The following is a 22,525-nucleotide window of genomic DNA, read 5'->3' as shown; positions in this document are numbered from 1 at the left end:
CCCGCCGAACCCCGGTACCTGCCGCCGTCCGTCCAGGGCGCCGTCAAGATCCTCGTCACCGGCCCGTTCGGGGTGGGCAAGACCACCCTGGTCGGCTCGCTCAGCGAGATCACCCCGCTGCGCACCGAGGAGACCATGACCGCCGCCAGCAGCGGGGTCGACGACCTCACCGGGCGCAGCGAGAAGACCACCACCACGGTCGCGCTGGACTTCGGCCGGATCACGCTCAACGCCCGGCTCGCCCTCTACCTCTTCGGCACGCCGGGCCAGCAGCGGTTCTGGCCGCTCTGGGACGACCTGTCGCGCGGCGCGCTCGGCGCCATCGCCATGGTGGACCTGCGCCGGCCGGACGAGAGCTTCGAGGTGCTCGGCCGGCTGGAGGAACAACGGATCCCGTTCGCGGTGGCCGTCAACACCTTCCCGGACACCCCGAGCTACCCGGAGGAGGAGCTGCGGTCGGCACTGGACCTGCTGCCCGAGGCGCCGATCCTGTACTGCGACGCACGGGACCGACGGGCCTCGTACGACCTGCTGATCGACTTCGTCGACCACCTGCACTCCACGGCCGTACTGGAGCTCCAGCGATGACGACCCCCGAGCCCGGTACCGCGCTTCCGCCGCCCGGCTGCCCCGCGCACGCGGGCGGCCCACCGTCCGGCGGGCTCCCCGGCGGGCTGCCGGTCGGAGTGCCGCTCACCCCGCTGTACGGCACGGCCGTCGCCGACGACCCGCACGGTCTGTACGCCCGGCTGCGCGCCCAGTACGGCCCGGTCGCGCCGATCGAGCTGGAGCCCGGCGTCGAGGCCTGGCTGGTCGTCGGCTACCCCGAGCTGCTCGAACTCACCCGCAACGAGGCGCTGTTCTCCAAGGACTCGCGCCGCTGGCGGGTCCCCGCCGAGGGCCGGCTGGCCCCCGACTCCCGGCTCCAGCCGATGACCGCCTGGCGCCCTACCCTGCTCAACCTGGACGGCGCCGAGCACCAGCGGCTGCGCGCCGCCGTCGCCGACACGCTCGCCCAGATCGACCACCGGCAGCTGCGCGAGACCACCGAGACCGCCGCCGACGCGCTGATCGACAGCTGGGGCCCGGACGGCACCGCCGACCTGGTCGCCCAGTACGCGCGCCGGCTGCCGCTGCTCGTCTTCACCCAACTGCTCGGGCTGGCCGCCGAGACCGGCCAGCACCTGATCCAGCTGATCAGCCACATCGCCGACAGCGGCGCCGAGTCGGTGCGCGCCAACGCCGAGTTCCAGGCGATCCTGGTCGACCTGGTCCGCCTCCGCCGGACCACGCCCAGTGCCGACCTCACCTCCTGGCTGCTGGCCCACCCGGCCGGGCTGACCGACGAGGAGGCGGTGCACCACCTGGTCGTGATGATGGTCGCCGGCAACGAGACCACCATCTGCTGGACCGGCAACACGCTGCGGCTGCTGCTGACCGACCGCCGGTTCCGGGCCACCCTCACCGGCGGGCGGCTGACCGTCGCCGACGCGCTGGAGGAGGTGCTCTGGCGCGACCCGCCGACGCAGAACTTCCCCGGCCGGTGGGCCACCGGCGACACCGTCCTCGGCGGCCAGTACATCAGCCGCGGCGACATGCTCGTCCTGGGGCTGGCCGCCGCCAACGCCGACCCGGCCGCCCAGGGCACCGGCACGCCCGGGCACGGCGCGCTGGGCGGCAACCGGGCCCACCTGGCCTGGGGCGCCGGCAAGCACGTCTGCCCGGCCCAGCAGCCGGCCCGGATCATCGTCGAGACCGCCGTCGAGACCCTGCTCCACCGCCTTCCGGACCTCCAACTGGCCGTACCGCCGAGCGAGCTGGCCTGGCGTCCGTCGCCCTGGTCGCGTGCCCTGGTCAGCCTGCCGGTGCTCTACAGCGCCTTCACCCCGCCCCGACCGCAAGCCCCCGAGAGGCCCGCCGCATGGACACCGCCGCAGCCGCCGAGCACGACCGACCCGGCCACGGAGCCGTCCCCCTCCGAGGGGGGTCCGACGCCGGGGCAGGCGCGCCCGTCCGGCCCGACCCCGTCCGGCTCGACCCCTTCGGACGGGACCAGCACGGGGAGAACCTCCGGCTCCGGGAAGCCGGCCCGGCGGTCCTGGTGGAGCTCCCTGGCGGGGTGGTGGTCTGGGCAGTGACCCATCACGACACCCTCCAGGAGCTGCTCGCCGACCCGCGCGTCGGCAAGAACCCGCAGCTGTGGACGGTGTTCCGGGAGGGCCGGCTGCCCGAGGGGTGGCCGCTGATCAACTTCGTCACCGTTCCCGGCATGATCACCACGGACGGCGACGACCACCGGCGGCTGCGCGGCCTGGTCACCCAGGCGTTCACCCCGCGCCGGGTCGCCGCGCTGCAACCCGCCATCGAGGCCCGGACCGTCGCCCTGCTCGACCGGATAGCCGGCCTGGAGGGCGAGTTCGACCTGCGCGAGCACTTCGCCTACCCGCTGCCCATGCAGGTGATCGGCGAGCTGCTCGGCCTGCCGCCCAAGCAGCAGGACGAGCTGCACGAGCTCTCCGACACCCTGGTCTCCAGCTCGGCCACCCCCGAGGCCGCGGTCGCCGCCCAGCGGGCGCTGTTCGCCCTGCTCGCCTCCGTGGTCGCCGCCAAGCGGGCCGAACCGGGCGACGACCTCACCACCGACCTGATCGCCGCGCGCGAGGACACCGACCGGCTCAGCGAACAGGAGCTGGTCGGCACCCTGCTGCTGATGCTGGTGGCCGGCCACGAGACGACGCTCAACCTGATCACCAACGCCGTCCGGGCGCTGCTCGCCCACCCCGACCAGCTGGAGCTGGTGCTGAACGGCACCGCGTCCTGGTCCGCGGTGGTGGAGGAGACGCTGCGCTACGACTCGCCGGTCGGCCAGTTCCCGCTCCGGTACGCGGTCGAGGACATCCCGGTCGGGGACGCCGTGATCCGGCGCGGGGACGCTCTGCTCGCCTCGTACGCCGCCGCCGGACGGGACTCCGGGCACTACGAGGAGGCCGACCGCTTCGACCTCACCCGCAAGCCGAACCGGCACCTGTCGTTCGGCCACGGCCCGCACTTCTGCCTCGGCTCCGGGCTCGCCCGGATGGAGGCGGAGACGGCGCTGCGGTCCCTGTTCGCGCGGTACCCCGGGCTGGCGCTCGCGCAGGGCCCGGCGCCGGAGCCGATCGGGTCCTTCGTCAGCAACAGCGTGCGGACGCTGCGGGTGACCGTCTGACCCTGCGGAAGTGACCGCGGGGCGGCCGGGTCGTTGGGGGTTCCATGAAGAAACTCGCCACCCTGGCCGCCCTCACCATGGCCGGTCTCGCCGCCGCCGTCCCGGCCGCCTCCGCCGCCACCTCCACCGCGGCCTCCCCGGACGCCCTCGGCGGACTCTCCAACGGGCTCACCCTCTCCCCCGCCGACCTCCTCCTCCACGAGGCGAAGGACCTGCCGCTGGTCGGCCACGCCGCCGGCGAGGTCGAGGCCATCGGCACCAACCAGATGACCCACCCCGGCCTCAGCGGCCAGATCGGCCACGGTCTGTGAGACCGGCCGGCGGACGGCCCGCGGGCCGTCCGCCGAACCGGCCGGCCGGTGCGACGGACCGGTTCCGCACGGTCGCACCGGCCGGTCCTGGGCCGGCTCACTCGGCGGGGGCGCTCAGCTCCTGCAACTCCTGGTAGCCCAGCCCGCCGTCGAGCGCGGTGTACGTGCCCTCCGCGTACACCTCCTCGGCGGCGCGGCGCACCGCCGCGTACGCCGCCCGGGCCAGACCCGGCCCCAGGCTGACCCGGGCCACCCCCAGCCGCGCCAGCTCCGGCACGGACGGCGAGCCCGGCCCGGCCAGCACGTTGAGCGGCGCCGGGACGGCCTTCACCAGCGCGGCGATCACCTCCGGGTCGGCCACGCCGGGCACGAACACCCCGTCGGCGCCCGCCTCGACGTACGCGCGCAGCCGGGCGACCGCCTCGTCGAACCGCCCCTCCGGGTCTCCGAGGCCGAGCAGGAAGACGTCGGTCCGGCCGTTGACGAAGAGGTCCACGCCGGCCGCGACCGCCGCCGCGCGGGCCGCCGCGATCCGCTCGGCCGCCTCGGCCACGGGCCGCCGGCCGTCCTCCAGGTTCACCCCCACCGCCCCGGTGGCGAGGAGCCCCGCGACCGTCCCGCCCACCCCGGCGGCCGTCTCCGCGAACCCGCTCTCCAGGTCGGCGGTGACCGGCAGGCCGACCGCGCGGACGATCAGCGCCGTCTGGGCCAGCACCTCGTCCCGGTCGGCGGCGTCGCCGTCCGCGCTGCCGAGCGTCCAGCTGACGCTCGCACTGGCCGTCGCCACGGCGCGCGCCCCGGCGGCGGCCACCAGTCGGGCGCTCGCCGCGTCCCAGACGTTGGCGAGCACCAACGGGTCACCGGGGCGGTGGAGTTCGCGGAGGATCCGGGCCTTGGCCTGCTGCTGTGCCGTCATGGTCGGGAACCCTACTTCGCGGCCGGGCTGAGCCGGGAGGTGACACCGATCCGGTTCCAGGAGTTGATGGTGATGATCAGTGCGATCAGCTGCGCCAGCTCGGCCGGCTCGAACTGCGCGGCGGCCTCCTGGTACACGGCGTCCGGCACGTGGCCCTGGGTGAGCAGCGTGACCGACTCGGTCAGCGCGAGCGCGGCCCGCTCCCGGGCGGTGAACCACGGCGTCTCGCGCCAGGCGGGGAGGGAGAGCAGGCGGTGGTCCCGCTCGCCGTTCTTCAGGGCCTCGGTGGAGTGCATGTCGATGCAGAACGCACACCCGTTGATCATCGAGGCGTGCACCTTGACCAACTCGGCGAGGACCGGGTCCACGCCCTGCCGGGCGGCACGCTCCACCGCGAACATCGCCCTGTAGAAGTCGGGCGCCAGGTCGGGAAGGGAGATCCGCTGCTCGGGGGCGGGGACGGGGGTGTCGGCCGAGGTCTCGTTCGTCGTCATGCCTGCCAGCCTAGGGGCCGGGTGGCCTGCCCTACTGGTGCGTTCGGGCCCGGGAATCGTGGGCCACTTCGGGGGTGCGCCGGGCCCCGGCCGGCCCGCCGCGGCCGTGGTGCGCGGAGTCTGGCACGACCGGGCTTCCGGCGGAAGTCCCCGGACGCCCGGTCGGTGGCCGTGGCCGTGCGCCCGGGGCGCCCCTCCCGTGCCTCGTCGGTGCGCCTCCGCTCGCCTCCGGTGTGGCTCCGGTCGCCCCTCCGGGCGCGAACGGGCGTGCGAGGATCGCAGGGTGGGGCGGTACCGGTGGGATCCCGGCGCCGCCCGGTGCGGACGAGGTCAGGGGGACAGGACGTGTGTACGGCGTTCGTGAGCATCGAGCCGTCGTCGGCGGTACCGGTGCTGGTGCTGGCGGTGCGGGACGAGTACGCCGGCCGGCGGTGGGCGCCGCCCGGCCGCCACTGGCCCGCACAGCCCTCCGCGGTCGGCGGGCTCGACCTCGTCGCGGGCGGCACCTGGCTGGCGGTCGGCTCCGCCGGGGCGGGCGGGGAAGCCGGGGCGGTCGGTGAAGCCGTCGCGGCCTGCCTGCTGAACGGCTTCGGCACCCTGGCCCCCGCGCAGGCCCGGCAGTCGCGCGGCGAACTGCCGCTGCTCGCCGTCCGGGGCGGCCGGATCGACCGGCTGGACCTCGACCGGTACGACCCCTTCCACCTGGTGGTGGCACGGGCCGGCGGCGTGCGCGTCCTGAGCTGGGGCGGCAGCGGCAGCCGGCTCGCGGAACTGGACCTGCCCACCGGCCTGAGCGTCGTGCTCAACGACGGCCCCGAGGGGATGGCGGAGAACCGGACCGCCTCCGAGCGGATCCGCTCGCTGATGGGTGCCCGGGCCGCCCGCTTCCGCGCACGCTTCGAGACGGCCGCCCGCCCGGAGCCGCTCCCCGACGCCGTGTCGACCGGCGAGGCGTGGGGCGCGTGGCTGCCGATCGTCGCCGGGGACGGACTGCCGCTGGACGACCCGGCTGCGCTGGTCCAGCGCCGCGAGTTCGGCGACGGCCGGATCTGGGGCTCGTCGTCGATATCCCTGCTGGCCTTCGGCCCGGCGGGCGTCCGCTACGACTTCGGCCCGGCACCGGTGGAGGGCGACGGCGACTGGCGCCGGGTGGAGGCGGCCTGACGGTCTGCCTCCACCCCGCAGGGAAAGCCGGCGACCGGCGCCGAGCGGCGTTCACGTGCTGTACCGGGCGCTCACCCCTCGGCGCGGGCCTGGAGCCAGCGCTTCGCGACGGTCTCGCTGACGTAGTACCAGTACTCCGTCGCGCGGTCCTCGTCCTCGCTCGCGATCTCCGTCCACCACATCGGCCAGAACTCCCGCTCGTAGTGGGCCTTCAGGACCCGGCTGAAGCCCGACAGCGACCCGCGGAGCCGGGTGCGGTCGAGGCCGAGCGCGGCGACCAGCGCCCCGTAGCTCACCTTCACGCCCGGCTGCTCCGCGAGGATGTCGAGGATCGCGACGACCACCTGAACGGAGTCGCGACGGTCGCTGATCAGGGCGCGGAGGTCTTCCACGGCCCACTCGTCGCGGCGCCGCTGGTGCTCGCCCTGGGGGTCCCTCGACGTGGGCCCCGTCCCGCCGGCCGGGGCTGCGGTCGGGGCTGCGGCCGGGGCCGCGGTCGCCCCGCTGCGCTCGGCGATGAAGGCGTAGACGGCCGGCACGAGATGGGCCGGCACCGGCACCGACACGTACGCCGGGTTCTCCTGGGTCATGACGTTCCTCCCCTTGCTACTGCCGCTCCGTGCGGCGACATGCCTGATCATGGCATGTCGTCAGCACCGGCGTCCAGCCACTAACGCCCCTTAATAAGCACGAGCACCCTTCAAGGGGCTTGGAGAGGTATCAGGGGACGCGGAACTCCTGGGACTTGTTGCCCGGGGTGCAGACCGTCATGGTGAGCTGCGCACCGGCGCCGTTGTCGGTCAGGCAGTTCTGGCCCATGTAGTCCTTCAGGTAGAAGGCGCCGGAGGTGGTCGCGGGGGTGACCGTCCAGTTGGTCATGAAGCTGAAGCCGTTGGAGAGGACCACCTTGCCGTCCATGTCCTGCACGAGCGGCGGGGCGCTCAGCTTGCACGGGTTGAACTGGTGCCAGCTGCTCGGCACGGTGTGCACCCAGCCGTAGGCGCTCGCGCCTCCCATCACCACGGCCTGGCCGCCCGCCAGGCTGTCCTGGGAGAGACCGACGCGCAGGCCGTCCCCGACATTGGTGAGGTAGCCCCAGTTGGTGCCGCCGCATCCGGCGGGGACGGCGGCCGGAGGCTGGGCCGACGGGGAGGCGGCGGGGGCCGACGGCCGCGGAAGAGCCGGGGGCGCGGCGGTGGCGCCCGAGGGCACGGGCGGAGCGGTGACGGCCGACGGCAGGGGCGGTGCGGCGGGCCCCGTGCCGCCCGGCGCGGTGGCGGCGGGCGGCTGCTGCGGCGCGGTGGTCCGGGCGGGCCCGGTGGCGGACTTCGACGGGCCGGTGGCGGGCGGCAGCGCCGTCTCCGTCCCCGACGGGGTGCCGGACGGCGCCGCGGTGGGCTGCACGGTGGCGGGCAGCGGCGCGGCCGGGACGGTCGCGGTGACGGTCACCGCCACCGGCGGGGCGGAGCCCGGCGTCTGCGCCTCCGAGGTGAACGGCGCCTTGTCGATGAGCAACACGGTGGCCGTCCCCACCGAGATCACCAGCGGGAGCACGATCGGCACCAGGAAGCCGCGCCGCCGGCTGCGGGGAACGGGTTCGGTGGCCGCGCGGGACACGACCTCGTCGACCACGGCGGGGGGCACGGCGGGGGCCGCGGCGGGGGGCGCGGCGGGTACGGCCGGGGGCGTGACCGGCGACGCGACCGCCCCCGGAGCCACCGCCGCGCGGGCGGCCTCCGCCATGGCCGCCGCGTCGGCGAAACGGTCCCCCGGTTGCTTGGCCAGCGCCGTCGTGACGATCGCCCGCACCGCCGCCGGTATCGACTCCGGCAGCGCCGGCACCGGCTCGCGCAGGTGCTTGAGCGCCACCTCCAGCACGCTCTCGCCCGTGAACGGCGGCCTGCCGGTGAGCAGTTCGAAGCAGACCACGCCGACCGCGTAGAGGTCCGCAGCGGGTGTGATCTCCTTGCCCTCGGCCTGCTCGGGAGCCATGTAGAGGGCGGTGCCGATCACCGCGTGCGAGGCCGTGAGCCTGGTCCCGGCGGTGGCGCGGGCGATGCCGAAGTCGGTGACCGTCACCCGGTCGTCGTCCCGGACCATCAGGTTGGACGGCTTCACGTCGCGGTGCACGATGTCCCGCCGGTGCGCGGCGTGCAGGGCGTCCAGCGCGGCGGCCAGCAGACCGAGCGCGCGGTCCGGCGGGAGCACCCCGTCCTCGGCGAGCACCTTGTCCAGCGGACGGCCGTCGATCAGCTCCATGACGATGTAGGCGGCGCGCTCGCCGTCCTCGTCGGGGCCTTCCTCGCCGTAGTCGTGCACGTCCACGACGCCGGGGTGGCTCAGGGCGGCGAGCAGCTGGGCCTCACGGCGGAAGCGCCGGGCGAAGGTGCCGTCCTCCAGCAGCGCCGCGTGGAGGATCTTCACCGCGACCTGCCGCCCCAGCACCGCGTCGTCGGCCTGCCAGACGGACCCCATCCCGCCGCCGCCTATCCGCGCGGTCAGCGTGTAGCGCCCCCCGAGCACGGTCCCCCGACCACTCATCCCCAGCCCCTCCGTCGGACGCGACCGAACGCGTCGGCAGGCGAACAGTCTGCCACGCCCCCTCGCACCCACTGTCGAGCCTCCCGCCCCGTCGCCACAAGGGGGTTGAGCAGCGACGGAGCCCGCCGCGACCCGACTCGTCCGGCCCGCAGCCACGGATCCCCCCGGCGGCGGAGCGGCGGGCTCAACCTCGCGTCCAGGTCCGCCCGTTGCGGCATCCCGCCGTGCCGCCTGCCGCCGGGCGGACCCAGGGGCGGCGACACGGCCCCAGGGGGCGCGGAAATCCGTTTCGGGCACGGCGCCGGCGCCTCTACGGTGGCGCGGTGATGACTCAGGTGATCGTTCTCAACGGTGGTTCCAGCTCGGGGAAGTCCGGGATCATCAGGTGTCTCCAGGCAGTCCTGCCGGACCCGTGGCTGGCCCTCGGGACGGACACGCTGGTCGAGGCGATGCCGATGTCGATGCAGACGGCGGACGGCGGGATCGAGTTCGCTCCGGACGGGGCCGTGATCGTCGGGCCGGGGTTCCGGACGCTGGAAGCGGCCTGGATCGAGGGGATCGCCGCCATGGCCCGCGCGGGTGCCCGGGTCGTCGTCGACGAGGTCTTCCTCGGCGGAGCGGACTCGCAGCAGCGGTGGCGGACGGCCCTGAGCGGGTTGCGGGTGCTGTGGGTCGGCGTCCGGTGTGACGGCGCGGTCGCCGCGGGGCGGGAGGTCGCACGGGGCGATCGGACCATCGGCATGGCCGTGTCCCAGGCGGAGGTGGTCCATCAGGGCGTGACCTACGACCTGGAGGTGGACACCACCCGGGCCGAGTCGATGGAGTGCGCACGGACCATCGCCGCACGCGTGGAGTGACCGAAGGCCCTGCTGTCCGACGCGGTGACGCAGCGGGCGAACGAGCCGGGCCGGAAGGCGCCCTGCACAGGAGGTCGGAGGGGCCGAAGTCCCGTGCGGGGAGGGTCAGCGTCGGCGGGTGGCCCAGTGGCGCTCGATCGCACGGCCGAGGGTGGAGTTGACGAGGAGGGTGCCTGCGCAGAGGACGAGGAGGAAGAACAGGTTGGCCGCGCCGGGACCGTGGCGGCGGACGGGGTGGCTGGCGAGTACGGCGAGCACCGTGCCGGCCGCCACGGAGGCGGCCGAGGCGGCGATCAGCAGCATGCGGGGCGGGCGGCTCATCCGGGAAGCGGCCTCGCGGCCGACGGTGCCGGGTCGGTGGGCGCGGGGAGGCCGACGTGCTCGGGCCGGGCGGTCCACTCGACGCCCCCGCCGACCGGGCGGAGGTAGAGACGGCCGCCGATGGTGTCCATGTAGACGCCGGTACGGCGGGTGCGGCGGTCGAGGACGAGTTGGCCGGGCACGGGGGAGGGTTCGGTGTTCATGGGGTGCGGGTCGCTTCCGGGATCACTGGGCGGCGAGGCGGACGGTCACCAACCGGCCCGTGGAGACGACGACTTCGGCGGCGAGCGGGGTGCCGCCGACCGCACCGAGGGTGACGGGCCGGCCGGCCGAGGGCCGCCAGGGGTGCCGCTCGCCCTGCTCGCGGCGGGCCCGGACACCGTCGCGGATCACGTCGACGAGCTTGAGCACGACGGAGGTCGGCGCGGCCCCGAGGTCGATGAGGACCACGCCGGTGACGGAGGCGCAGTTCCAGTCGATGCCGGTGGAGGGCAGGGCCGTCCCGGCGGCGGCGAAGGTCGCCGTGAGGTCACCGAGGGCTTCGGCCGCCTCCGAGCGGTCCTCGGCGGTGATCCTTCTGAGCATGGAGGCCATGGGATTCGAGCCTTTCGGTGAATTCTTCGATTTCCTCTCCAGGAAACAGGGCGACGACTACGCTGGGAAGCAGGAATGCGGCTACCTGTGGTTTGTTGGCGAAGGGGGCTCGATGGCAAAGGAGAAGATCCTGCCACCGGGGAAGTCTCCGAGGGAGTTCTACGGATCCGAGCTGAAGAGGCTGCGTGAATCCGCCACCCCGAGGATGTCCCAGGAGAAGTTGGGGGCCATGACCTTTGTCTCCGGTGCTTATATCGGACTATTGGAGACGGCCGTCAGAGTTCCGCAGATCGACCTGTCACTCCGGATCGACGAGGCACTCTCAACAGGCGGCGTGTTGGAGCGACTGCACGACCTGCTCGAATTCTCGCGTTTCGCCGATTACTTCAAGGAAGCGGCCGAGTTCGAGAGCCAGGCCGTCACGATCGGCGAGTTCGCGGCACTGGTGGTACCGGGCCTGCTGCAGACGCCCGAGTACGCGAGGGCGATCTTTCTGAGCGCTCAACCCTTGCTGACAGAGGACGAGCTGAACAACCGGATCGCCGCCCGGATGGAACGAACCAACCTCGTGGCCGACCCCGACGGCCCCAAGCTGTGGTACATCCTGGACGAGGCGGTGATCCGCCGAACGATCGGCAGCCAAAAGATCATGGCTGCGCAGCTCCACCACGTCGCAGAACTGATCAAACGGCGCCGGGTCATCGTGCAGATCGCTCCCTTCGACCGGGCCCATGCGCTACTTGAGGGAATTCTGTCGCTGATGACCTTTCTCGACGCGCCGCCGCTCGCTTATATCGAAGGTCCACACGCAGGTCAACTGATCGACGATTACCAGTTGTTCGCCCGCTGCCAGGAGTCCTACGATCTGGCACGGGCCGCCGCGTTGTCGCCGGAGGCGTCCCTGGCCCTGCTCCTGTCGGCGGCGGAGGAACACGAAAATGCGCGAGACTGATCAGCAGTTGGCCCGCTGGCGGAAGAGTAGTCACAGCGGCGGCAACAACGGCACCTGTGTTGAGGTGGACGACGCTGCTCCGGGGCGGGTCCGGGACTCCAAGGACCCCGACGGGCCGGACCTCACCTTCAGCCCGGCCGCCTGGCAGGCCTTCGTCACCGCCGCCCGGGGCGGGGAGTTCGGCGACGTCTGACCGGTCGGGCCGGCCGTCCGGGGTGCCTCCGGGCGGCGGGCGCGCTCGGTGCGGTGGTGGCGGCGTTCCGGAGCGGCCGGCCGCCCGGCGGGAGGGCTCCCGCCGGGCGGCACCCGTCAGGCCGACAGGCCGAGCCGCTCCAGGCGCTCCGGGTCGGTGAAGATGTCCATCGCGACGACCTTGCCGCCGCGGACGGTGAACGCCGCGAGCGAGACAGGGCGTCCGTCGGCGAACACGGCGACGGCGGGCTCGCCGTTGACCAGCACCAGCCGGGTCTCCCCCGCGAACCGGGCCGCGAACACGCTCGCCCCGGACGCCACCTCGGTCGCGCCGCGCCGGACCAGGCCGGGCCGCAGGACACCGCCGTCGTTGCGGGCGACCACCTCGGGGTCGAGGATCGCGAGCAGCGCGTCGAAGTCCCCGCCGCGAGCCGCGGCCAGGAAGGCCGCCACGACCTCGCGCCGCAGGGCCAGGTCGGCGTCCGGCGCGGGCGCGGCGCCCTGGACGCGGCGGCGGGCACGGCTGGCGAGCTGGCGGGTGGAGGCGGCGGTGCGGCCGAGGACGGGCGCGATCTCGTCGAAGGGCACCGAGAACAGGTCGTGCAGCACGAACGCGAGCCGCTCCGCAGGGGAGAGCGTCTCCAGCACGATCATCAGCGCGATGCCGACCGAGTCGGCCATCAGGATCTCGTGCTCCGGGTCGACGGCCTGCGCCCCGCCGATGACCGGGTCGGGCAGCCGGACCTCCCGGCCGTCCCGGTCCTGCATCGGGTCCTCGCGCCGGGCGGCCCGCGAGCGCAGCAGGTCCAGGCAGACCCGGCCGACCACCGTGGTCAGCCAGCCGCCCAGGTTGGTGACCGCGCTCGTGTCGGCCCGCTCCAGCTTGAACCAGGCCTCCTGCACCGCGTCCTCGGCCTCGCTGAGCGAGCCGAGCATCCGGTAGGCCACGGCCCGCAGATGGGGTCGGTGCTCCTCGAACCGCGCGGCCGGAAAATCTTCCCCGTTCACCTGTCACATCCTCGCGTCGGGATCCGTCAGTGCTTCGACGGACGTTAACCGGTCCGCGCGACGCCCGCGCCGGGCCCCCTGAGCTGGAGGACCATCAGATGACCACCCACACCGCCCGGATGAAGAACCCCGCCATGGTCCTGCCGGACGCCATGAAGGGCATCCAGAACATCTACAAGGCGATGTACCAGGGCGGCGTGCCCCACCGGACCATGGAGCTGGTCCACCTGCGGGCCAGCCAGATCAACGGGTGCAGCGCCTGCGTCGTCGCGGGCGTCACCGGGGCCAAGAAGGCCGGCGAGACGGACGAGCGGCTGCACGCCGTCGCCGCCTGGCGGGAGGCGCCGTACTTCACCGACGAGGAGCGCGCGGCCCTGGCGCTGACCGAGGCCGCGACCCGGATCGCCGACCGCTCCGGGCAGGCCGTGCCGGACGACGTCTGGGACGCGGCGGCGGACCACTTCGGCGAGGAGCAGCTCTCCGCGATCATCCTGATGATCGGGCTGACCAACTTCTTCAACCGGATCAACGCGACGATCCAGGAGCCGGCCGGTGCGACCTGGAACTGAGCGGGCGGCGGCCCGGCTCAGGACTGGCGCCCGCGCCCCGCGTTCGGCGGGCGGCGCCGGCCGGGGCCCGAGGAGCCACCGGCCGGACCGCCCGACGGGCCGCCGGAGGAACCGCCGACCGGGCGCTGCCGGGGCGGACGGCCGGGGCCGAGGGCGGACTGACGGCGCTGGATCTCACGCCAGATCCGCGGCGGGCAGGGCCCCTGCGGGTGGTCGGAGAGGAAGCTCTCGTAGGGCACCCGGCGCGGCACCATCCCGACCTCGACCCAGGACGGCTTGCCGGTGCGGTCCCAGCCCTCGTTCTCCATCCGGATGTAGTCGTCGCGGTGGTCCTTGTCCTTGCTGGTGATCTGCAGGACCTCCGCGTACCCCTGCTGGGCCTGGAGGATCACGCAGTAGTGCCGGGCCGCCTCCGCCCGGTCGCGGAACGGCACCATCGCCACCCACACCTCCCCGGCGGCCGGGCGGGCGACGGTCCTGGTCCGGGAGTCGGTGCGGCGCGGCGGGTTCCAGGACCGCTCCGGCGGGCCGCCGGCCCAGGACCGGACGCGGAGCCGCCAGGCCCAGGCGATCGCGCCGACCACGACGCACTGGAGGGCCGAGGCGTTGGCCCCGGCCTGGTCCCGCACCCCGAAGACCTGCGGGGCGAGGTACGCGCCGACCAGGTGGGCGACCAGCGCGGCGAGTCCGGTGAGGGCGGCCGCCCGGACCGGGACCACCCAGGGTTCGACCCGGCGGCGGCGACCGGCCTGCCAGTCCAGCAGCAGGGCGACCGCGTAGGAGATGCCGGCCAGGATCGCCACCTGGGCCGGGGTGGCGTGCAGCGGCGGCGTCTGGCCCTTCATGACGGCGGGTATCAGGACGGGCAGGGCGAGCAGGTAGCCCAGCACCGTGAAGAAGATCAGCATGAAGAAGGCGTTCAGGCAGCCCCCGCCACCGGACCGCCGCCCGCCGCCTCTCGGGCCGTCGCCCGAACTGCCGTACCGCCGCGCCATGTTCGCCACCCCCACCGTGGTCGTCCCGGTCGGGCGCAATGTATCGGAGATCCCGGGGTGACGGGAGTGCCGCGATAATCCGGACATGACCGCCCGCCGACCGCCCTCCCGGACCGCCCGCCGCCCCTCTCCCCGGGCCGCTTCCTGGACCGCCTTCGGCGGCGATCTGCACCTCGACCTCACCGGGCGGCGGGCCGCCGGGACCGGGCTGCGGGCGGCCCTGGAGGACGCGCTGCGCGAGGCCGTGCAGGACGGACGGCTGGCGCCCGGTACCCGGCTGCCGTCCTCCCGGGCGCTCGGCGAGGACCTCGGGATCGCCCGGAACACCGTCGTGGAGGCGTACGGGCAGCTCACCGCCGAGGGGTGGCTCAGTTCGCGGCAGGGGTCCGGCACCACGGTGGCCGAACGCGCCACGCCGCGCCCCGCCGAGCGCCCCGCGACCCTGCCGCCGGGGATCCGGCCCACCGGGCGGCACGACCTGCTGCCCGGCCGGCCGGACCTCTCGCTGTTCCCGCGCACCGCATGGCTGGCCGCCGCCCGGCGGGCGCTGGCCACCGCACCGCACGACGTGTTCGACTACGGCTCCCCGCTGGGCCGGATCGAGCTGCGGCGGGCGCTCACCGACTACCTGGCCCGGGTCCGCGGGGTGCGCACCGACCCGGAACGCCTGCTGATCTGCGCCGGGTTCAGCCAGGGCCTCGGTCTGCTCGCCGCAGCCCTGCGCGAGCGGCTCCGTCGTGGCGAGGACGGCGGTTCCCGCGCCGCCCGCGGCGCCCGCGCCGTGGCCGTCGAGGCGTACGGACTGCCGCCGCAGCGGGACGTCCTGCGGGCGGCCGGGCTCGCCCTCGTACCGCTGCCGATGGACGGGTACGGCGCGCGCACCGACCTGCTGACCGGGCCGGGCGCCCCGGCGGCCGGCGCCGTGCTGCTCGCCCCCGCGCACCAGTTCCCGACCGGCGTGGCCCTGGCCGCCGACCGCCGGTCGGCGGCGGTCCGCTGGGCGCGCGAGCACGACGGCTACGTGATCGAGGACGACTACGACGGCGAGTTCCGGTACGACCGGCAGCCGCTCGGCGCCATGCAGGCGCTCGACCCGGACCGCGTGGTCTACGGGGGGACGGCCGCCAAGAGCCTGGCCCCGGGCCTGCGGCTGGCCTGGCTGGCGCTGCCCGACGCGCTGGTCGAACCGGTCGCCCGGTTCAAGCGGCTGGCGGACACCATGTCCCCGGTGATCGACCAGCTGACCCTCGCCGAGCTGATCACCTCCGGCCGGTACGACCGGCACGTCCGCCGCTCCCGGCTTCACTACCGGCGCCGCCGGGACCGTCTGGTCGCGGCGCTCGCCGAGCGGGCCCCGCACGTCCGGGTCACCGGGATCGCCGCCGGGCTGCACGCCGTCCTGCAACTGCCGCCCGGCGCGGGCCCGGAGGCGGAACTGGTCGCCCGTGCGCGGGCGGCGGGCCTGGTCGTCTCCGGTCTCGGCCCGCACCTCCTCGACCCGTCGCTCGCCCCGGACGCCCCGCCCGCCCTGGTGGTCGGCTACGGCACCCCGCCCGAGCACGCCTTCCCGGCCGCCCTGGACGCGCTCTGCGCGCTGCTGGCCGAAGCGGGCGGCTAGCGGCACCGAGGCGGCGGTGCCGCAGTGCGAGCGGGGGGCGGCAGCACGGACAGGGGCGACAGCACGGGGCCCCGGATCAGGAATACCCGTGCCGCCCAAGGGAGTTCACTCCGGAAGCCGTCCACGTCCCGAGGGGGAACCGCCATGCGCATCGCCGTCATCGGAGCCGGCAAGGTCGGCCGCGGCCTGGCCCTGGCCTTCCACACCGCCGGGCTCGACGTCGCCCTCGGCACCCGGGACCCGGCCGCCGCCCCGGACGGGCCGGTGGAGGCGGTGGGGATCGGCGACGCGCTGGCGGGCGCCGACACCGTCGTCCTGGCCGTCACCGGCACGGCCGTGGACGGGCTGCTCGCCGAGCACGGCGCGGCCCTGGACGGCCTGCTGGTCGTCGACGCCACCAACCGGGCCGGGCGGCCGGACGGCGTCCTGCACAACGCCGGGGCCGTGGCCCGGCACGCGCCGGGGGCCCGGTACGCCCGGGCGTTCAACAGCGCCGGGGTGGAGCTGTTCGGCCGGCCGGACCCCGACGGGGCCGCCGCCGACCTGCTGTTCTCCGCCGACGAGGCGGACCGGGCCGCGGTCGAGCGGCTGATCGGCGCGGCCGGCCTGCGCCCGGCCTACCTGGGGCCGGAGTCGTACGCCGACCTCGACGCCGCGCTGCGCCTGCTGGTCCGGCTCACCGCGGTGAGCGGCAGGCGCCACCTGGGGTGGCGGGTGATCACCGAGTGACCGGCGCCGGTGCTACTTGTTCCGGTTGCCGAGCTCGAAGAGGAGCAGGATGAAACCGGCGAAGGCGTGGGTGGCGACCGTGTAGATCACCAGCCGGATGCCGACGCGGCGGTTGGCCCACTTGCCCGCGTCGATGGTCTTCGGGGCCGAGGCCGGGGCGGGCGCGGCGGCCGGGGCGGGGGTGGCGGGATCAGCCATGGGAGATCTCCTCCGAGTATTCCGATGTTCCGACGTCGGGTCAGTGGTGCGGGGCAGGGCCGCCGCCGAGGCAGAGTTCGCCGCCGGGGCTCTGTAGCAGGGTGTGCATGAAGAGCAGCTCGACCCCGGCCGCCGAGTCGGCGGCGATGCAGTGCGGGGTGAGCGAGTCGAAGTGGGCGGAGTCGCCCTCGGCCAGCAGGTGGACGCGGTCGCCGAGGGTCAGCCTGAGCCGGCCCTGGAGGACGTAGAGCCATTCCTCGCCGGGGTGGACGCGGACCACCGTGTCCTGGACCCCCGGGGGGACGTGCACGCGCAGCGCCTGCATCGCGCGGCCGGGGGCGCCGGCCCGTCGGTAGCCCCAGCCGCCGGCCCGTCCGGGTTCGATGGCGCCGCCGCGCACCACCGGGTCCGGTTCGACGAGGCTCTCGCCGAGCAGGCCGGAGACGGAGGTGCCGTAGGCGCGGGCGAGGCCGAGCAGGACGGGCAGCGAGGGCTGCCGGCGCCCGGTCTCCAGTCGGGACAAGTACGCTTGGGAGAGCCCGACCCGGGCGGCGGCGACCTCCAGCGTGAGGCGGCTGCCGAGCCGGTGCTCGCGCAGCCTCGCGGCGAGGCCGGCCACGTCGTGGTCGTCGAACTGGTCGCCGGGGTCGGCGGGCGGACCGGCTGGGCTGGTGCTCATGTGTCCAGTGGACACCTCACATGCCGCAGGGGCAAGGAACTTGCCTCAGAGGCAAGACGGCTCCGCGTGCCCGCGCCCGGACGGCCGACCCTCCCGGCGGCGGCCCCGGCACCTCCGGCCTCCCCCGACTCCCCCGGGGGCCGCGGCGCGCCCTACGGCCTGGGGATGTTCCGCAGGTTGGACCGGGCCAGGTCGATCATCCGCCCCACCCCGCCCGAGAGCACCGTCCGGCCGGCCGCCAGCGCGAAGCCCTTCAGCTGGGCGGCGGTGATGTGCGGCGGGATGGAGAGCGCGTTCGGATCGGTCACCACGTCCACCAGTGCCGGACCGGGCCGCTCCAGCGCCTCCTCCAGCACCTCGCGGACCCGGGCCGGTTCGGTGACCCGCTTGGCCGGGATGCCCATCGCCCGGGCGATGCCGGCGTAGTCGACGTCGCCGTTGTCGATCTCCGACTCGGGGTAGCCGGAGACCAGCATCTCCAGCTTGATCATGCCGAGCGCGCCGTTGTTGAACACCACCGTCTTCACCGGCAGCCGGTGCTTGGCGACCGTGAGCAGCTCGCCCAGCAGCATCCCGATCCCGCCGTCACCGGCCATCGCCACCACCTGCCGCCCGGGACAGGCCAGTTGGGCGCCGATCGCGTGCGGCAGCGCGTTGGCCATCGAGCCGTGCAGGAAGGAGCCGATCACCCGGCGGCGCCCGTTGGGCTGCAGGTAGCGGGCGGCCCAGACGTTGTTCATGCCGGTGTCGACGGTGAACACCGCGTCGTCGGCGGCCACCTCGTCCAGGACCGAGGCCACGTACTCGGGGTGGATCGGCAGGTGCTTCCCGATGTCCCGGGTGTAGGCGCCGATCACGCCCTCCAGGGCGCGGCAGTGCTTGTCCAGCATGGCGTCCAGGAACGCCCGGTCGGTCTTCTGCTCCAGCAGCGGCAGCACGGCCCGCAGGGTGGACGGGACGTCGCCGTGCACGGCCAGTTCCAGCGGGGTGCGGCGGCCGAGCCGGGTGGCGTCGTGGTCCACCTGGACGGTGTGGGCCTGCGGCAGGAAGGAGTCGTACGGGAAGTCGGTGCCGAGGAGGACGACGAGGTCGGCCGAGTGGAGCGCCTCGTGGCAGGCACCGTAGCCGAGCAGACCGCTCATACCGACGTCGTACGGATTGTCGTACTGGATCCACTCCTTGCCGCGCAGGGAGTGTCCGACCGGCGCGTGCAGGGCGTCCGCGACCGCCATCACCTCGGCGTGCGCGCCGCGTACGCCCGCGCCGCAGAAGAGGGCCACCCGGCGGGCGGCGTTGAGCGCCTGGGCCAGGGCCTGCACCTGGGACCAGGGCGGGGCGGCGACGGCCTGCTCGGTCAGGAAGCTGCCGGTGCCGGTCGGTCCGGCGGCGGGCAGCGCGGCCACGTCGCCGGGGAAGGCCAGGACGGAGACACCGCGCGCGCCCAGCGCGTGCTGGATCGCGATCCGCAGCAGCCGGGGCAGCTGCGCGGGCGTGGAGACCGTCTCGCACCAGCTGCTGCAGTCGGTGAACACGCGATCGGGGTGGGTCTCCTGGAAGAAGCCGGTGCCGATCTGCGCGGACGGGATGTGCGAGGCCAGCGCGAGCACCGGCAGGCCGCTGCGCTGGGCGTCGTAGAGGCCCTGGATGAGGTGGGTGTTGCCGGGCCCGCAGGAGCCCGCGCAGACCGCCAGGCGCCCGCTCAGCTCGGCCTCGGCGGCGGCCGCGAAGGCGCCGGCCTCCTCGTTGCGCACGTGCACCCAGCTGATGCCCTCGGCTCGGCGGATCGCGTCCACCACCGGGTTGAGGCTGTCGCCGACCACCCCGTAGACCCGCTCCACCCCGGCCTGCCGGAGCACCTCCACCATCTGCTCGGCCACACTCACCACGGGGCTCTCCTCCACCGGCCGACGGTTGCCGCACGACACCGCCACCGTCCGGCCTACGGGCCCGCCCCGCAGCCGGAGCGGGCCCGTACGGGTGAACGGAGGGCCGGGGCGGGCCCTTCGCGTCCTCCTACTCCGCCGCGAGGTGGTCCGCCGCCGCGCCGACCCGCCCGCCCGCCACGCCCGCCTGCGGCTGGCGGCGGGCCGGTTCCCGGCCGGGCGGCTGGCTGCACCGCTCCTGGGCGGGCGGGGCGGTGGTCGGCAGCGAGACCGGCTCACCGGCCTTCACCTGGACGGCCTCGCCGTCGTGCCGCAGGTGGATCACCTCGCCGCGGCGCAGCGTGTAGGTGGTCTCGTCGTGGCCGATCCGGACGCCCAGCAGCTGGCCGCGGACCAGCAGGGAGAAGCTGAGCCGCATCAGCCCGCTGGGCAGCCGCGGCCGGAAGGAGAGCGTCTCGCCGTGGTCGCGCAGACCGCCGAAGCCCGCCACCAGGGCGACGCACGCCCCGGCCAGCGAGGCCATGTGCAGGCCGTCCCGGGTGTTGCCGCCGAGGTCGTGCAGGTCCATCAGGGCGGCTTCGGCGGTGTAGTCGTACGCGAGGTCGAGCTGGCCGACCTCGGAGGCGATCACCGCCTGGGTGCAGGCGGAGAGCGAGGAGTCGCGGACGGTCAGCCGCTCGTAGTAGGCGAAGTTGCGGGCCTTCTGCTCGTCGGTGAAGGCGTCGCCGCGGACCTGCATGGCGAGCACCAGGTCGGCCTGCTTGACCACCTGCTTCCGGTACAGGTCGAAGTACGGGTAGTGCAGCAGCAGCGGGTAGTTCTCGGCCGGGGTGTTCTCGAAGTCCCAGAGCTGGTGGTCGGTGAAGCCGTCGGCCTGCGGGTGGACGCCGAGGTTCTCGTCGTACGGGACGAACATCGCGGCGGCGGCGTCCCGCCAGGCGGCGGTCTCCTCGGTGTCGACGCCGAGCGCGGAGGCCTCGCGCGGGTGCCGGGCGGCGGCCTCGGCGGCGGCGCGCAGGTTGGTCTGCGCCATCAGGTTGGTGAAGACGTTGTTGTCGGCGACGGCGCTGTACTCGTCCGGCCCGGTGACGCCCTCGATGCGGAAGTTGCCGGCCGCGTCGTGGTGGCCGAGCGAGCGCCACATCCGGGCCGTCTCGACCAGCAGCTCCAGCCCGTACTCGCGCTCGAACTCGACGTCCCCGGTGGCCCGGGCGTACCGGGCGACGGCGGCCGCGATGTCCGCGCCGATGTGGAAGGCGGCGGTGCCGGCCGGCCAGTAGCCCGAGCACTCCTCACCGCGGATCGTCCGCCACGGGAACACCGCGCCGGCCAGGCCGAGTTGCGCCGCCCGCTCGCGGGCCAGCGGCAGCGTGGTGTGCCGCCAGCGCAGCGCCTGGTTGACGGCGGACGGCAGGCAGTAGGTGAGGACCGGGAGGACGAAGGTCTCGGTGTCCCAGAAGCTGTGCCCGTCGTAGCCCGGTCCGGTCAGCCCCTTGGCGGGGATGGCCCGTTCCTCGCTCCGGGCACCGGCCTGGAGGACGTGGAAGACGGCGAACCGCACGGCCTGCTGGAGTTCGACGTCACCCTCGATCTCGATGTCGCTGGTGTCCCAGAACTCCTCCAGGAACCGGGCCTGTTCGGCGACCAGGCCGTCCCAGCCGGTGTACCGGGCGGCGGTCAGCGCGGCCTCCACCTGGTCCCGGACGGCCGGCTGCGAACGGGTCGCCGACCAGCCGTAGGACATGAACTTCACCAGTCGCAGCCGCTCCCCGGGCCGGAGCACGGTGGTGACGCTGATCCGGCAGTGGTCGTCCTCGGACTCGGCCACCGTGTCCAGCCGGTCCGGGCCCTCGATGACGTGGTCCATCCCGGCCGCGACCCGGATGCCGCTGTACCGGGTGCGGTGCACCAGCACGGCCTTCGTGCCGCCCGCGTGGCTCACCTCGGCGAGCAGCGGCGCCTCCAGGACGGCGGCGGCCCGCGGGTCGCCGTCGGCACCGCCGGGCAGCTGCTCGTTGGCGACCAGCTCGGACTGGAGCACGATCCGCACCGGGCCGTCCACCGCCTCGACGGTGTACTCGACGGCGGCGATGGCCCGCTGGGTGAGCGAGACCAGCCGGGTGGACTCGACCCTGATGGTCCGCCCGGCCGGGGAGGTCCACTCGGCGGAGCGCCGCAGCAGCCCCTCCCGGAAGTCCAGCCACCGCCGGTGGCTGAGCAGTTCGCCGTACCTGAGGTCGAACGGCTCGTCGTCCACCAGCAGGCGGATGATCTTGCCGTTGGTCACGTTGATGACGCTCTGGCTGGACTCCGGGTAGCCGTAGCCGCCCTCCCCGTACGGCAGCGGGCGCAGCTCGAAGACGCCGTTCAGGTAGGTGCCGGGCAGGCCGTGCGGCTCGCCCTCGTCCAGGTTCGCCCGCAGGCCGATGTGGCCGTTGGAGAGGGCGAAGACGGACTCGGCGCGGGCCATGGCGGCCAGGTCGAGGCCCTGCTCGGCGATCTGCCACGGGTCGACGACGAAGGGCTGCTCCTGGCCGGTCATGCCGTCTCCTCGGGGATCAGTTCGGCGAGGTCCCGGACCACCACGGTGGCGCCGTCGCGGCGCAGTTCGTCGGCCTGGCCGGCGCGGTCCACCCCGACGACCGCGCCAAAGCCGCCGGCCCGGCCGGAGGCGACCCCGGCCAGCGCGTCCTCGAAGACGGCGGCGTGCGCGGGCTCCACGCCCAACGACCGGGCGGCGGCCAGGTAGGTGTCCGGCGCGGGCTTGCCCGGCAGTCCCTCCCGCTTGGCGACGACGCCGTCCACGACGACGTCGAAGAACGCCTCGATGCCGGCGGCGCGCAGCACGTCCCGGCAGTTGGCGCTCGACGAGACGACCGCGGTGGGCAGGCCGAGGGCGCGCAGCCGGCGCACGTACGCGACCGAGCCGTCGTACGGGCGGACGCCCTGCTCGCGGATCATCCGCAGCACGGTGTCGTTCTTGGCGCGGCTGACGCCGTGCACCGTGCGGGCCCCGGGCGGGTCGGCGTCGGTGCCCTCGGGCAGGTCGATGCCCCGGCTGTGCAGGAACGCCCGGGTGCCGTCGAGTCTCGGCCGGCCGTCCACGTGGGCGTCGTAGTCGGCGACGGCGTCGAAGGGAACGAACGGCCCGCCGGTGCGGGCCGCTTCGGCGCGCAGGAGGGCGTCGAAGGTGTCCTTCCAGGCCGCGGCGTGCACCGTGGCGGTCTGGGTGAGCACCCCGTCGAGGTCGAAAAGGAAAGCGCGGATGTCGTCCGGTAGCCCCAGCATGGGTGCAG

General features: G+C 74.5%; 26 protein-coding genes. 12 read left to right on the top strand and 14 right to left on the bottom strand.

Features of this window, described 5'->3' with window-relative positions:
* Positions 1–18 precede the first annotated feature (18 nt).
* Genes ACFWIC_RS09485 through ACFWIC_RS09470 form a run of 4 tightly spaced genes read left to right on the top strand, consistent with a single transcriptional unit; the run spans position 19 to position 3,519 of the window.
* Entirely contained in the window at positions 19–588 is a 570-nt protein-coding gene (locus ACFWIC_RS09485; protein WP_329878645.1) for an ATP/GTP-binding protein, read from the top strand.
* Positions 585–2,138 (top strand): cytochrome P450, encoded by a 1,554-nt coding sequence (locus ACFWIC_RS09480; protein WP_380356488.1) that lies wholly within the window; start codon positions 585–587, stop codon positions 2,136–2,138. The genes ACFWIC_RS09485 and ACFWIC_RS09480 overlap by 4 nt, the downstream gene beginning before the upstream one ends.
* Complete coding sequence (locus ACFWIC_RS09475) at positions 2,135–3,208, top strand: cytochrome P450 (RefSeq protein WP_329947884.1); 1,074 nt, start codon at positions 2,135–2,137, stop codon at positions 3,206–3,208. Before ACFWIC_RS09480 ends, ACFWIC_RS09475 begins: the two co-directional genes overlap by 4 nt.
* Positions 3,209–3,252: 44 nt before the next feature.
* Positions 3,253–3,519 (top strand): hypothetical protein, encoded by a 267-nt coding sequence (locus ACFWIC_RS09470; protein WP_329878564.1) that lies wholly within the window; start codon positions 3,253–3,255, stop codon positions 3,517–3,519.
* A 97-nt stretch (positions 3,520–3,616) separates the two neighbouring features.
* Here the strand turns inward: ACFWIC_RS09470 and ACFWIC_RS09465 are convergent, their stop codons facing one another.
* Complete coding sequence (locus ACFWIC_RS09465; RefSeq protein ID WP_380517285.1) at positions 3,617–4,435, bottom strand: isocitrate lyase/phosphoenolpyruvate mutase family protein; 819 nt, start codon at positions 4,433–4,435, stop codon at positions 3,617–3,619.
* Between the two features lie 11 nt (positions 4,436–4,446).
* Positions 4,447–4,929: a carboxymuconolactone decarboxylase family protein gene (locus ACFWIC_RS09460; RefSeq protein ID WP_380517282.1), complete on the bottom strand. Its 483-nt coding sequence runs from the start codon at positions 4,927–4,929 to the stop codon at positions 4,447–4,449.
* A gap of 360 nt (positions 4,930–5,289) precedes the next feature.
* On the opposite strand from ACFWIC_RS09460, the gene ACFWIC_RS09455 reads away from it, so the two are divergent.
* On the top strand, positions 5,290–6,093 hold the full coding sequence (locus ACFWIC_RS09455) for an NRDE family protein (protein WP_380517279.1): 804 nt from the start codon (positions 5,290–5,292) through the stop codon (positions 6,091–6,093).
* A 71-nt stretch (positions 6,094–6,164) separates the two neighbouring features.
* Here the strand turns inward: ACFWIC_RS09455 and ACFWIC_RS09450 are convergent, their stop codons facing one another.
* On the bottom strand, positions 6,165–6,683 hold the full coding sequence (locus tag ACFWIC_RS09450) for a hypothetical protein (protein ID WP_380517276.1): 519 nt from the start codon (positions 6,681–6,683) through the stop codon (positions 6,165–6,167).
* A gap of 130 nt (positions 6,684–6,813) precedes the next feature.
* Positions 6,814–8,634 carry a protein kinase gene (locus tag ACFWIC_RS09445; RefSeq protein ID WP_380517273.1) on the bottom strand — a complete coding sequence of 607 codons (1,821 nt, stop codon included), beginning with the start codon at positions 8,632–8,634 and terminating at the stop codon, positions 6,814–6,816.
* Positions 8,635–8,960: 326 nt separating this feature from the next.
* Here ACFWIC_RS09445 and cpt point away from each other — a divergent pair, with 326 nt between their 5' ends.
* Positions 8,961–9,491: a chloramphenicol phosphotransferase CPT gene (gene cpt, locus ACFWIC_RS09440; RefSeq protein WP_380517332.1), complete on the top strand. Its 531-nt coding sequence runs from the start codon at positions 8,961–8,963 to the stop codon at positions 9,489–9,491.
* A 105-nt stretch (positions 9,492–9,596) separates the two neighbouring features.
* Here the strand turns inward: cpt and ACFWIC_RS09435 are convergent, their stop codons facing one another.
* From ACFWIC_RS09435 to ACFWIC_RS09425, 3 genes are read right to left on the bottom strand one after another with little or no spacing between them, the layout of a single operon-like run.
* Positions 9,597–9,812 carry a hypothetical protein gene (locus ACFWIC_RS09435; RefSeq protein ID WP_329878575.1) on the bottom strand — a complete coding sequence of 72 codons (216 nt, stop codon included), beginning with the start codon at positions 9,810–9,812 and terminating at the stop codon, positions 9,597–9,599.
* A complete protein-coding gene (locus tag ACFWIC_RS09430) occupies positions 9,809–10,015 on the bottom strand; it encodes a hypothetical protein (protein WP_329878577.1) in 207 nt (68 codons plus the stop codon). The genes ACFWIC_RS09435 and ACFWIC_RS09430 overlap by 4 nt, the downstream gene beginning before the upstream one ends.
* 22 nt (positions 10,016–10,037) lie before the next feature.
* Complete coding sequence (locus ACFWIC_RS09425) at positions 10,038–10,397, bottom strand: hypothetical protein (RefSeq protein WP_380517270.1); 360 nt, start codon at positions 10,395–10,397, stop codon at positions 10,038–10,040.
* Between ACFWIC_RS09425 and ACFWIC_RS09420 the strand changes: the two genes are divergently transcribed.
* Both ACFWIC_RS09420 and ACFWIC_RS09415 read left to right on the top strand, forming a co-directional pair.
* Complete coding sequence (locus ACFWIC_RS09420; protein ID WP_380517267.1) at positions 10,396–11,358, top strand: helix-turn-helix domain-containing protein; 963 nt, start codon at positions 10,396–10,398, stop codon at positions 11,356–11,358. The genes ACFWIC_RS09425 and ACFWIC_RS09420 overlap by 2 nt on opposite strands.
* Complete coding sequence (locus ACFWIC_RS09415) at positions 11,345–11,551, top strand: DUF397 domain-containing protein (protein WP_355403758.1); 207 nt, start codon at positions 11,345–11,347, stop codon at positions 11,549–11,551. The genes ACFWIC_RS09420 and ACFWIC_RS09415 overlap by 14 nt, the downstream gene beginning before the upstream one ends.
* A 116-nt stretch (positions 11,552–11,667) precedes the next feature.
* Here ACFWIC_RS09415 and ACFWIC_RS09410 read toward each other — a convergent pair whose 3' ends face one another.
* Positions 11,668–12,558 (bottom strand): sigma-70 family RNA polymerase sigma factor, encoded by an 891-nt coding sequence (locus ACFWIC_RS09410; protein WP_329947875.1) that lies wholly within the window; start codon positions 12,556–12,558, stop codon positions 11,668–11,670.
* Positions 12,559–12,656: 98 nt separating this feature from the next.
* On the opposite strand from ACFWIC_RS09410, the gene ACFWIC_RS09405 reads away from it, so the two are divergent.
* On the top strand, positions 12,657–13,127 hold the full coding sequence (locus ACFWIC_RS09405) for a carboxymuconolactone decarboxylase family protein (RefSeq protein WP_329947874.1): 471 nt from the start codon (positions 12,657–12,659) through the stop codon (positions 13,125–13,127).
* A 17-nt stretch (positions 13,128–13,144) separates the two neighbouring features.
* On the opposite strand, the gene ACFWIC_RS09400 is transcribed toward ACFWIC_RS09405, so the two are convergent.
* Positions 13,145–14,035: a hypothetical protein gene (locus ACFWIC_RS09400; RefSeq protein WP_380517264.1), complete on the bottom strand. Its 891-nt coding sequence runs from the start codon at positions 14,033–14,035 to the stop codon at positions 13,145–13,147.
* Here ACFWIC_RS09400 and ACFWIC_RS09395 point away from each other — a divergent pair.
* The 3 genes from ACFWIC_RS09395 (at position 14,019) to ACFWIC_RS09385 (ending at position 16,469) form a co-directional block, all read left to right on the top strand.
* Positions 14,019–14,183, top strand: a complete 165-nt coding sequence (locus tag ACFWIC_RS09395) for a hypothetical protein (protein WP_355403751.1) — start codon at positions 14,019–14,021, stop codon at positions 14,181–14,183. The genes ACFWIC_RS09400 and ACFWIC_RS09395 overlap by 17 nt on opposite strands.
* A 24-nt stretch (positions 14,184–14,207) precedes the next feature.
* The gene (locus ACFWIC_RS09390; RefSeq protein WP_329947872.1) at positions 14,208–15,740 is read left to right on the top strand and encodes a PLP-dependent aminotransferase family protein; all 1,533 of its coding nucleotides are present in this window, start codon (positions 14,208–14,210) and stop codon (positions 15,738–15,740) included.
* Between the two features lie 144 nt (positions 15,741–15,884).
* Positions 15,885–16,469, top strand: coding sequence for an NAD(P)-binding domain-containing protein (locus ACFWIC_RS09385; protein WP_329947871.1), 585 nt, complete (start codon positions 15,885–15,887; stop codon positions 16,467–16,469).
* A gap of 12 nt (positions 16,470–16,481) precedes the next feature.
* On the opposite strand, the gene ACFWIC_RS09380 is transcribed toward ACFWIC_RS09385, so the two are convergent.
* From ACFWIC_RS09380 to ACFWIC_RS09360, 5 genes are all read right to left on the bottom strand, one after another.
* Positions 16,482–16,667 (bottom strand): DUF6126 family protein, encoded by a 186-nt coding sequence (locus tag ACFWIC_RS09380; RefSeq protein WP_329947870.1) that lies wholly within the window; start codon positions 16,665–16,667, stop codon positions 16,482–16,484.
* A 40-nt stretch (positions 16,668–16,707) separates the two neighbouring features.
* Positions 16,708–17,346, bottom strand: a complete 639-nt coding sequence (locus tag ACFWIC_RS09375) for an XRE family transcriptional regulator (protein WP_329878596.1) — start codon at positions 17,344–17,346, stop codon at positions 16,708–16,710.
* 152 nt (positions 17,347–17,498) lie between these two features.
* Positions 17,499–19,211, bottom strand: coding sequence for a pyruvate dehydrogenase (locus ACFWIC_RS09370; RefSeq protein ID WP_380356545.1), 1,713 nt, complete (start codon positions 19,209–19,211; stop codon positions 17,499–17,501).
* 148 nt (positions 19,212–19,359) lie between these two features.
* Positions 19,360–21,771 (bottom strand): glycosyl hydrolase family 65 protein, encoded by a 2,412-nt coding sequence (locus ACFWIC_RS09365; RefSeq protein WP_355403739.1) that lies wholly within the window; start codon positions 21,769–21,771, stop codon positions 19,360–19,362.
* Positions 21,768–22,517, bottom strand: coding sequence for a beta-phosphoglucomutase family hydrolase (locus ACFWIC_RS09360; protein WP_329878602.1), 750 nt, complete (start codon positions 22,515–22,517; stop codon positions 21,768–21,770). Before ACFWIC_RS09360 ends, ACFWIC_RS09365 begins: the two co-directional genes overlap by 4 nt.
* Between the last annotated feature and the right edge of the window lie 8 nt (positions 22,518–22,525).

Origin of the sequence: Kitasatospora sp. NPDC127035 (assembly GCF_042726075.1) — a bacterium.
Taxonomy (GTDB): domain Bacteria; phylum Actinomycetota; class Actinomycetes; order Streptomycetales; family Streptomycetaceae; genus Kitasatospora.
Note: the sequence above shows the minus strand (reverse complement) of the source record. Positions and strands in the feature narration are given on the sequence as shown.

What these genes read in the sequence shown, in the direction of transcription:
- ACFWIC_RS09415 (WP_355403758.1), top strand. Translation starts at nt 11,345, where the DNA reads ATGCGCGAGACTGATCAGCAGTTGGCCCGCTGGCGGAAGAGTAGTCAC.
- ACFWIC_RS09465 (WP_380517285.1), bottom strand. Translation starts at nt 4,435, where the DNA reads ATGACGGCACAGCAGCAGGCCAAGGCCCGGATCCTCCGCGAACTCCAC.
- ACFWIC_RS09390 (WP_329947872.1), top strand. Translation starts at nt 14,208, where the DNA reads ATGACCGCCCGCCGACCGCCCTCCCGGACCGCCCGCCGCCCCTCTCCC.
- ACFWIC_RS09430 (WP_329878577.1), bottom strand. Translation starts at nt 10,015, where the DNA reads ATGAACACCGAACCCTCCCCCGTGCCCGGCCAACTCGTCCTCGACCGC.
- ACFWIC_RS09450 (WP_380517276.1), bottom strand. Translation starts at nt 6,683, where the DNA reads ATGACCCAGGAGAACCCGGCGTACGTGTCGGTGCCGGTGCCGGCCCAT.
- ACFWIC_RS09370 (WP_380356545.1), bottom strand. Translation starts at nt 19,211, where the DNA reads ATGGTGGAGGTGCTCCGGCAGGCCGGGGTGGAGCGGGTCTACGGGGTG.
- ACFWIC_RS09400 (WP_380517264.1), bottom strand. Translation starts at nt 14,035, where the DNA reads ATGCTGATCTTCTTCACGGTGCTGGGCTACCTGCTCGCCCTGCCCGTC.
- ACFWIC_RS09385 (WP_329947871.1), top strand. Translation starts at nt 15,885, where the DNA reads ATGCGCATCGCCGTCATCGGAGCCGGCAAGGTCGGCCGCGGCCTGGCC.
- ACFWIC_RS09460 (WP_380517282.1), bottom strand. Translation starts at nt 4,929, where the DNA reads ATGACGACGAACGAGACCTCGGCCGACACCCCCGTCCCCGCCCCCGAG.
- ACFWIC_RS09425 (WP_380517270.1), bottom strand. Translation starts at nt 10,397, where the DNA reads ATGCTCAGAAGGATCACCGCCGAGGACCGCTCGGAGGCGGCCGAAGCC.
- ACFWIC_RS09405 (WP_329947874.1), top strand. Translation starts at nt 12,657, where the DNA reads ATGACCACCCACACCGCCCGGATGAAGAACCCCGCCATGGTCCTGCCG.
- ACFWIC_RS09360 (WP_329878602.1), bottom strand. Translation starts at nt 22,517, where the DNA reads ATGCTGGGGCTACCGGACGACATCCGCGCTTTCCTTTTCGACCTCGAC.
- ACFWIC_RS09445 (WP_380517273.1), bottom strand. Translation starts at nt 8,634, where the DNA reads ATGAGTGGTCGGGGGACCGTGCTCGGGGGGCGCTACACGCTGACCGCG.
- ACFWIC_RS09365 (WP_355403739.1), bottom strand. Translation starts at nt 21,771, where the DNA reads ATGACCGGCCAGGAGCAGCCCTTCGTCGTCGACCCGTGGCAGATCGCC.
- ACFWIC_RS09380 (WP_329947870.1), bottom strand. Translation starts at nt 16,667, where the DNA reads ATGGCTGATCCCGCCACCCCCGCCCCGGCCGCCGCGCCCGCCCCGGCC.
- cpt (WP_380517332.1), top strand. Translation starts at nt 8,961, where the DNA reads ATGACTCAGGTGATCGTTCTCAACGGTGGTTCCAGCTCGGGGAAGTCC.
- ACFWIC_RS09470 (WP_329878564.1), top strand. Translation starts at nt 3,253, where the DNA reads ATGAAGAAACTCGCCACCCTGGCCGCCCTCACCATGGCCGGTCTCGCC.
- ACFWIC_RS09375 (WP_329878596.1), bottom strand. Translation starts at nt 17,346, where the DNA reads ATGAGCACCAGCCCAGCCGGTCCGCCCGCCGACCCCGGCGACCAGTTC.
- ACFWIC_RS09420 (WP_380517267.1), top strand. Translation starts at nt 10,396, where the DNA reads ATGGAGGCCATGGGATTCGAGCCTTTCGGTGAATTCTTCGATTTCCTC.
- ACFWIC_RS09480 (WP_380356488.1), top strand. Translation starts at nt 585, where the DNA reads ATGACGACCCCCGAGCCCGGTACCGCGCTTCCGCCGCCCGGCTGCCCC.
- ACFWIC_RS09435 (WP_329878575.1), bottom strand. Translation starts at nt 9,812, where the DNA reads ATGAGCCGCCCGCCCCGCATGCTGCTGATCGCCGCCTCGGCCGCCTCC.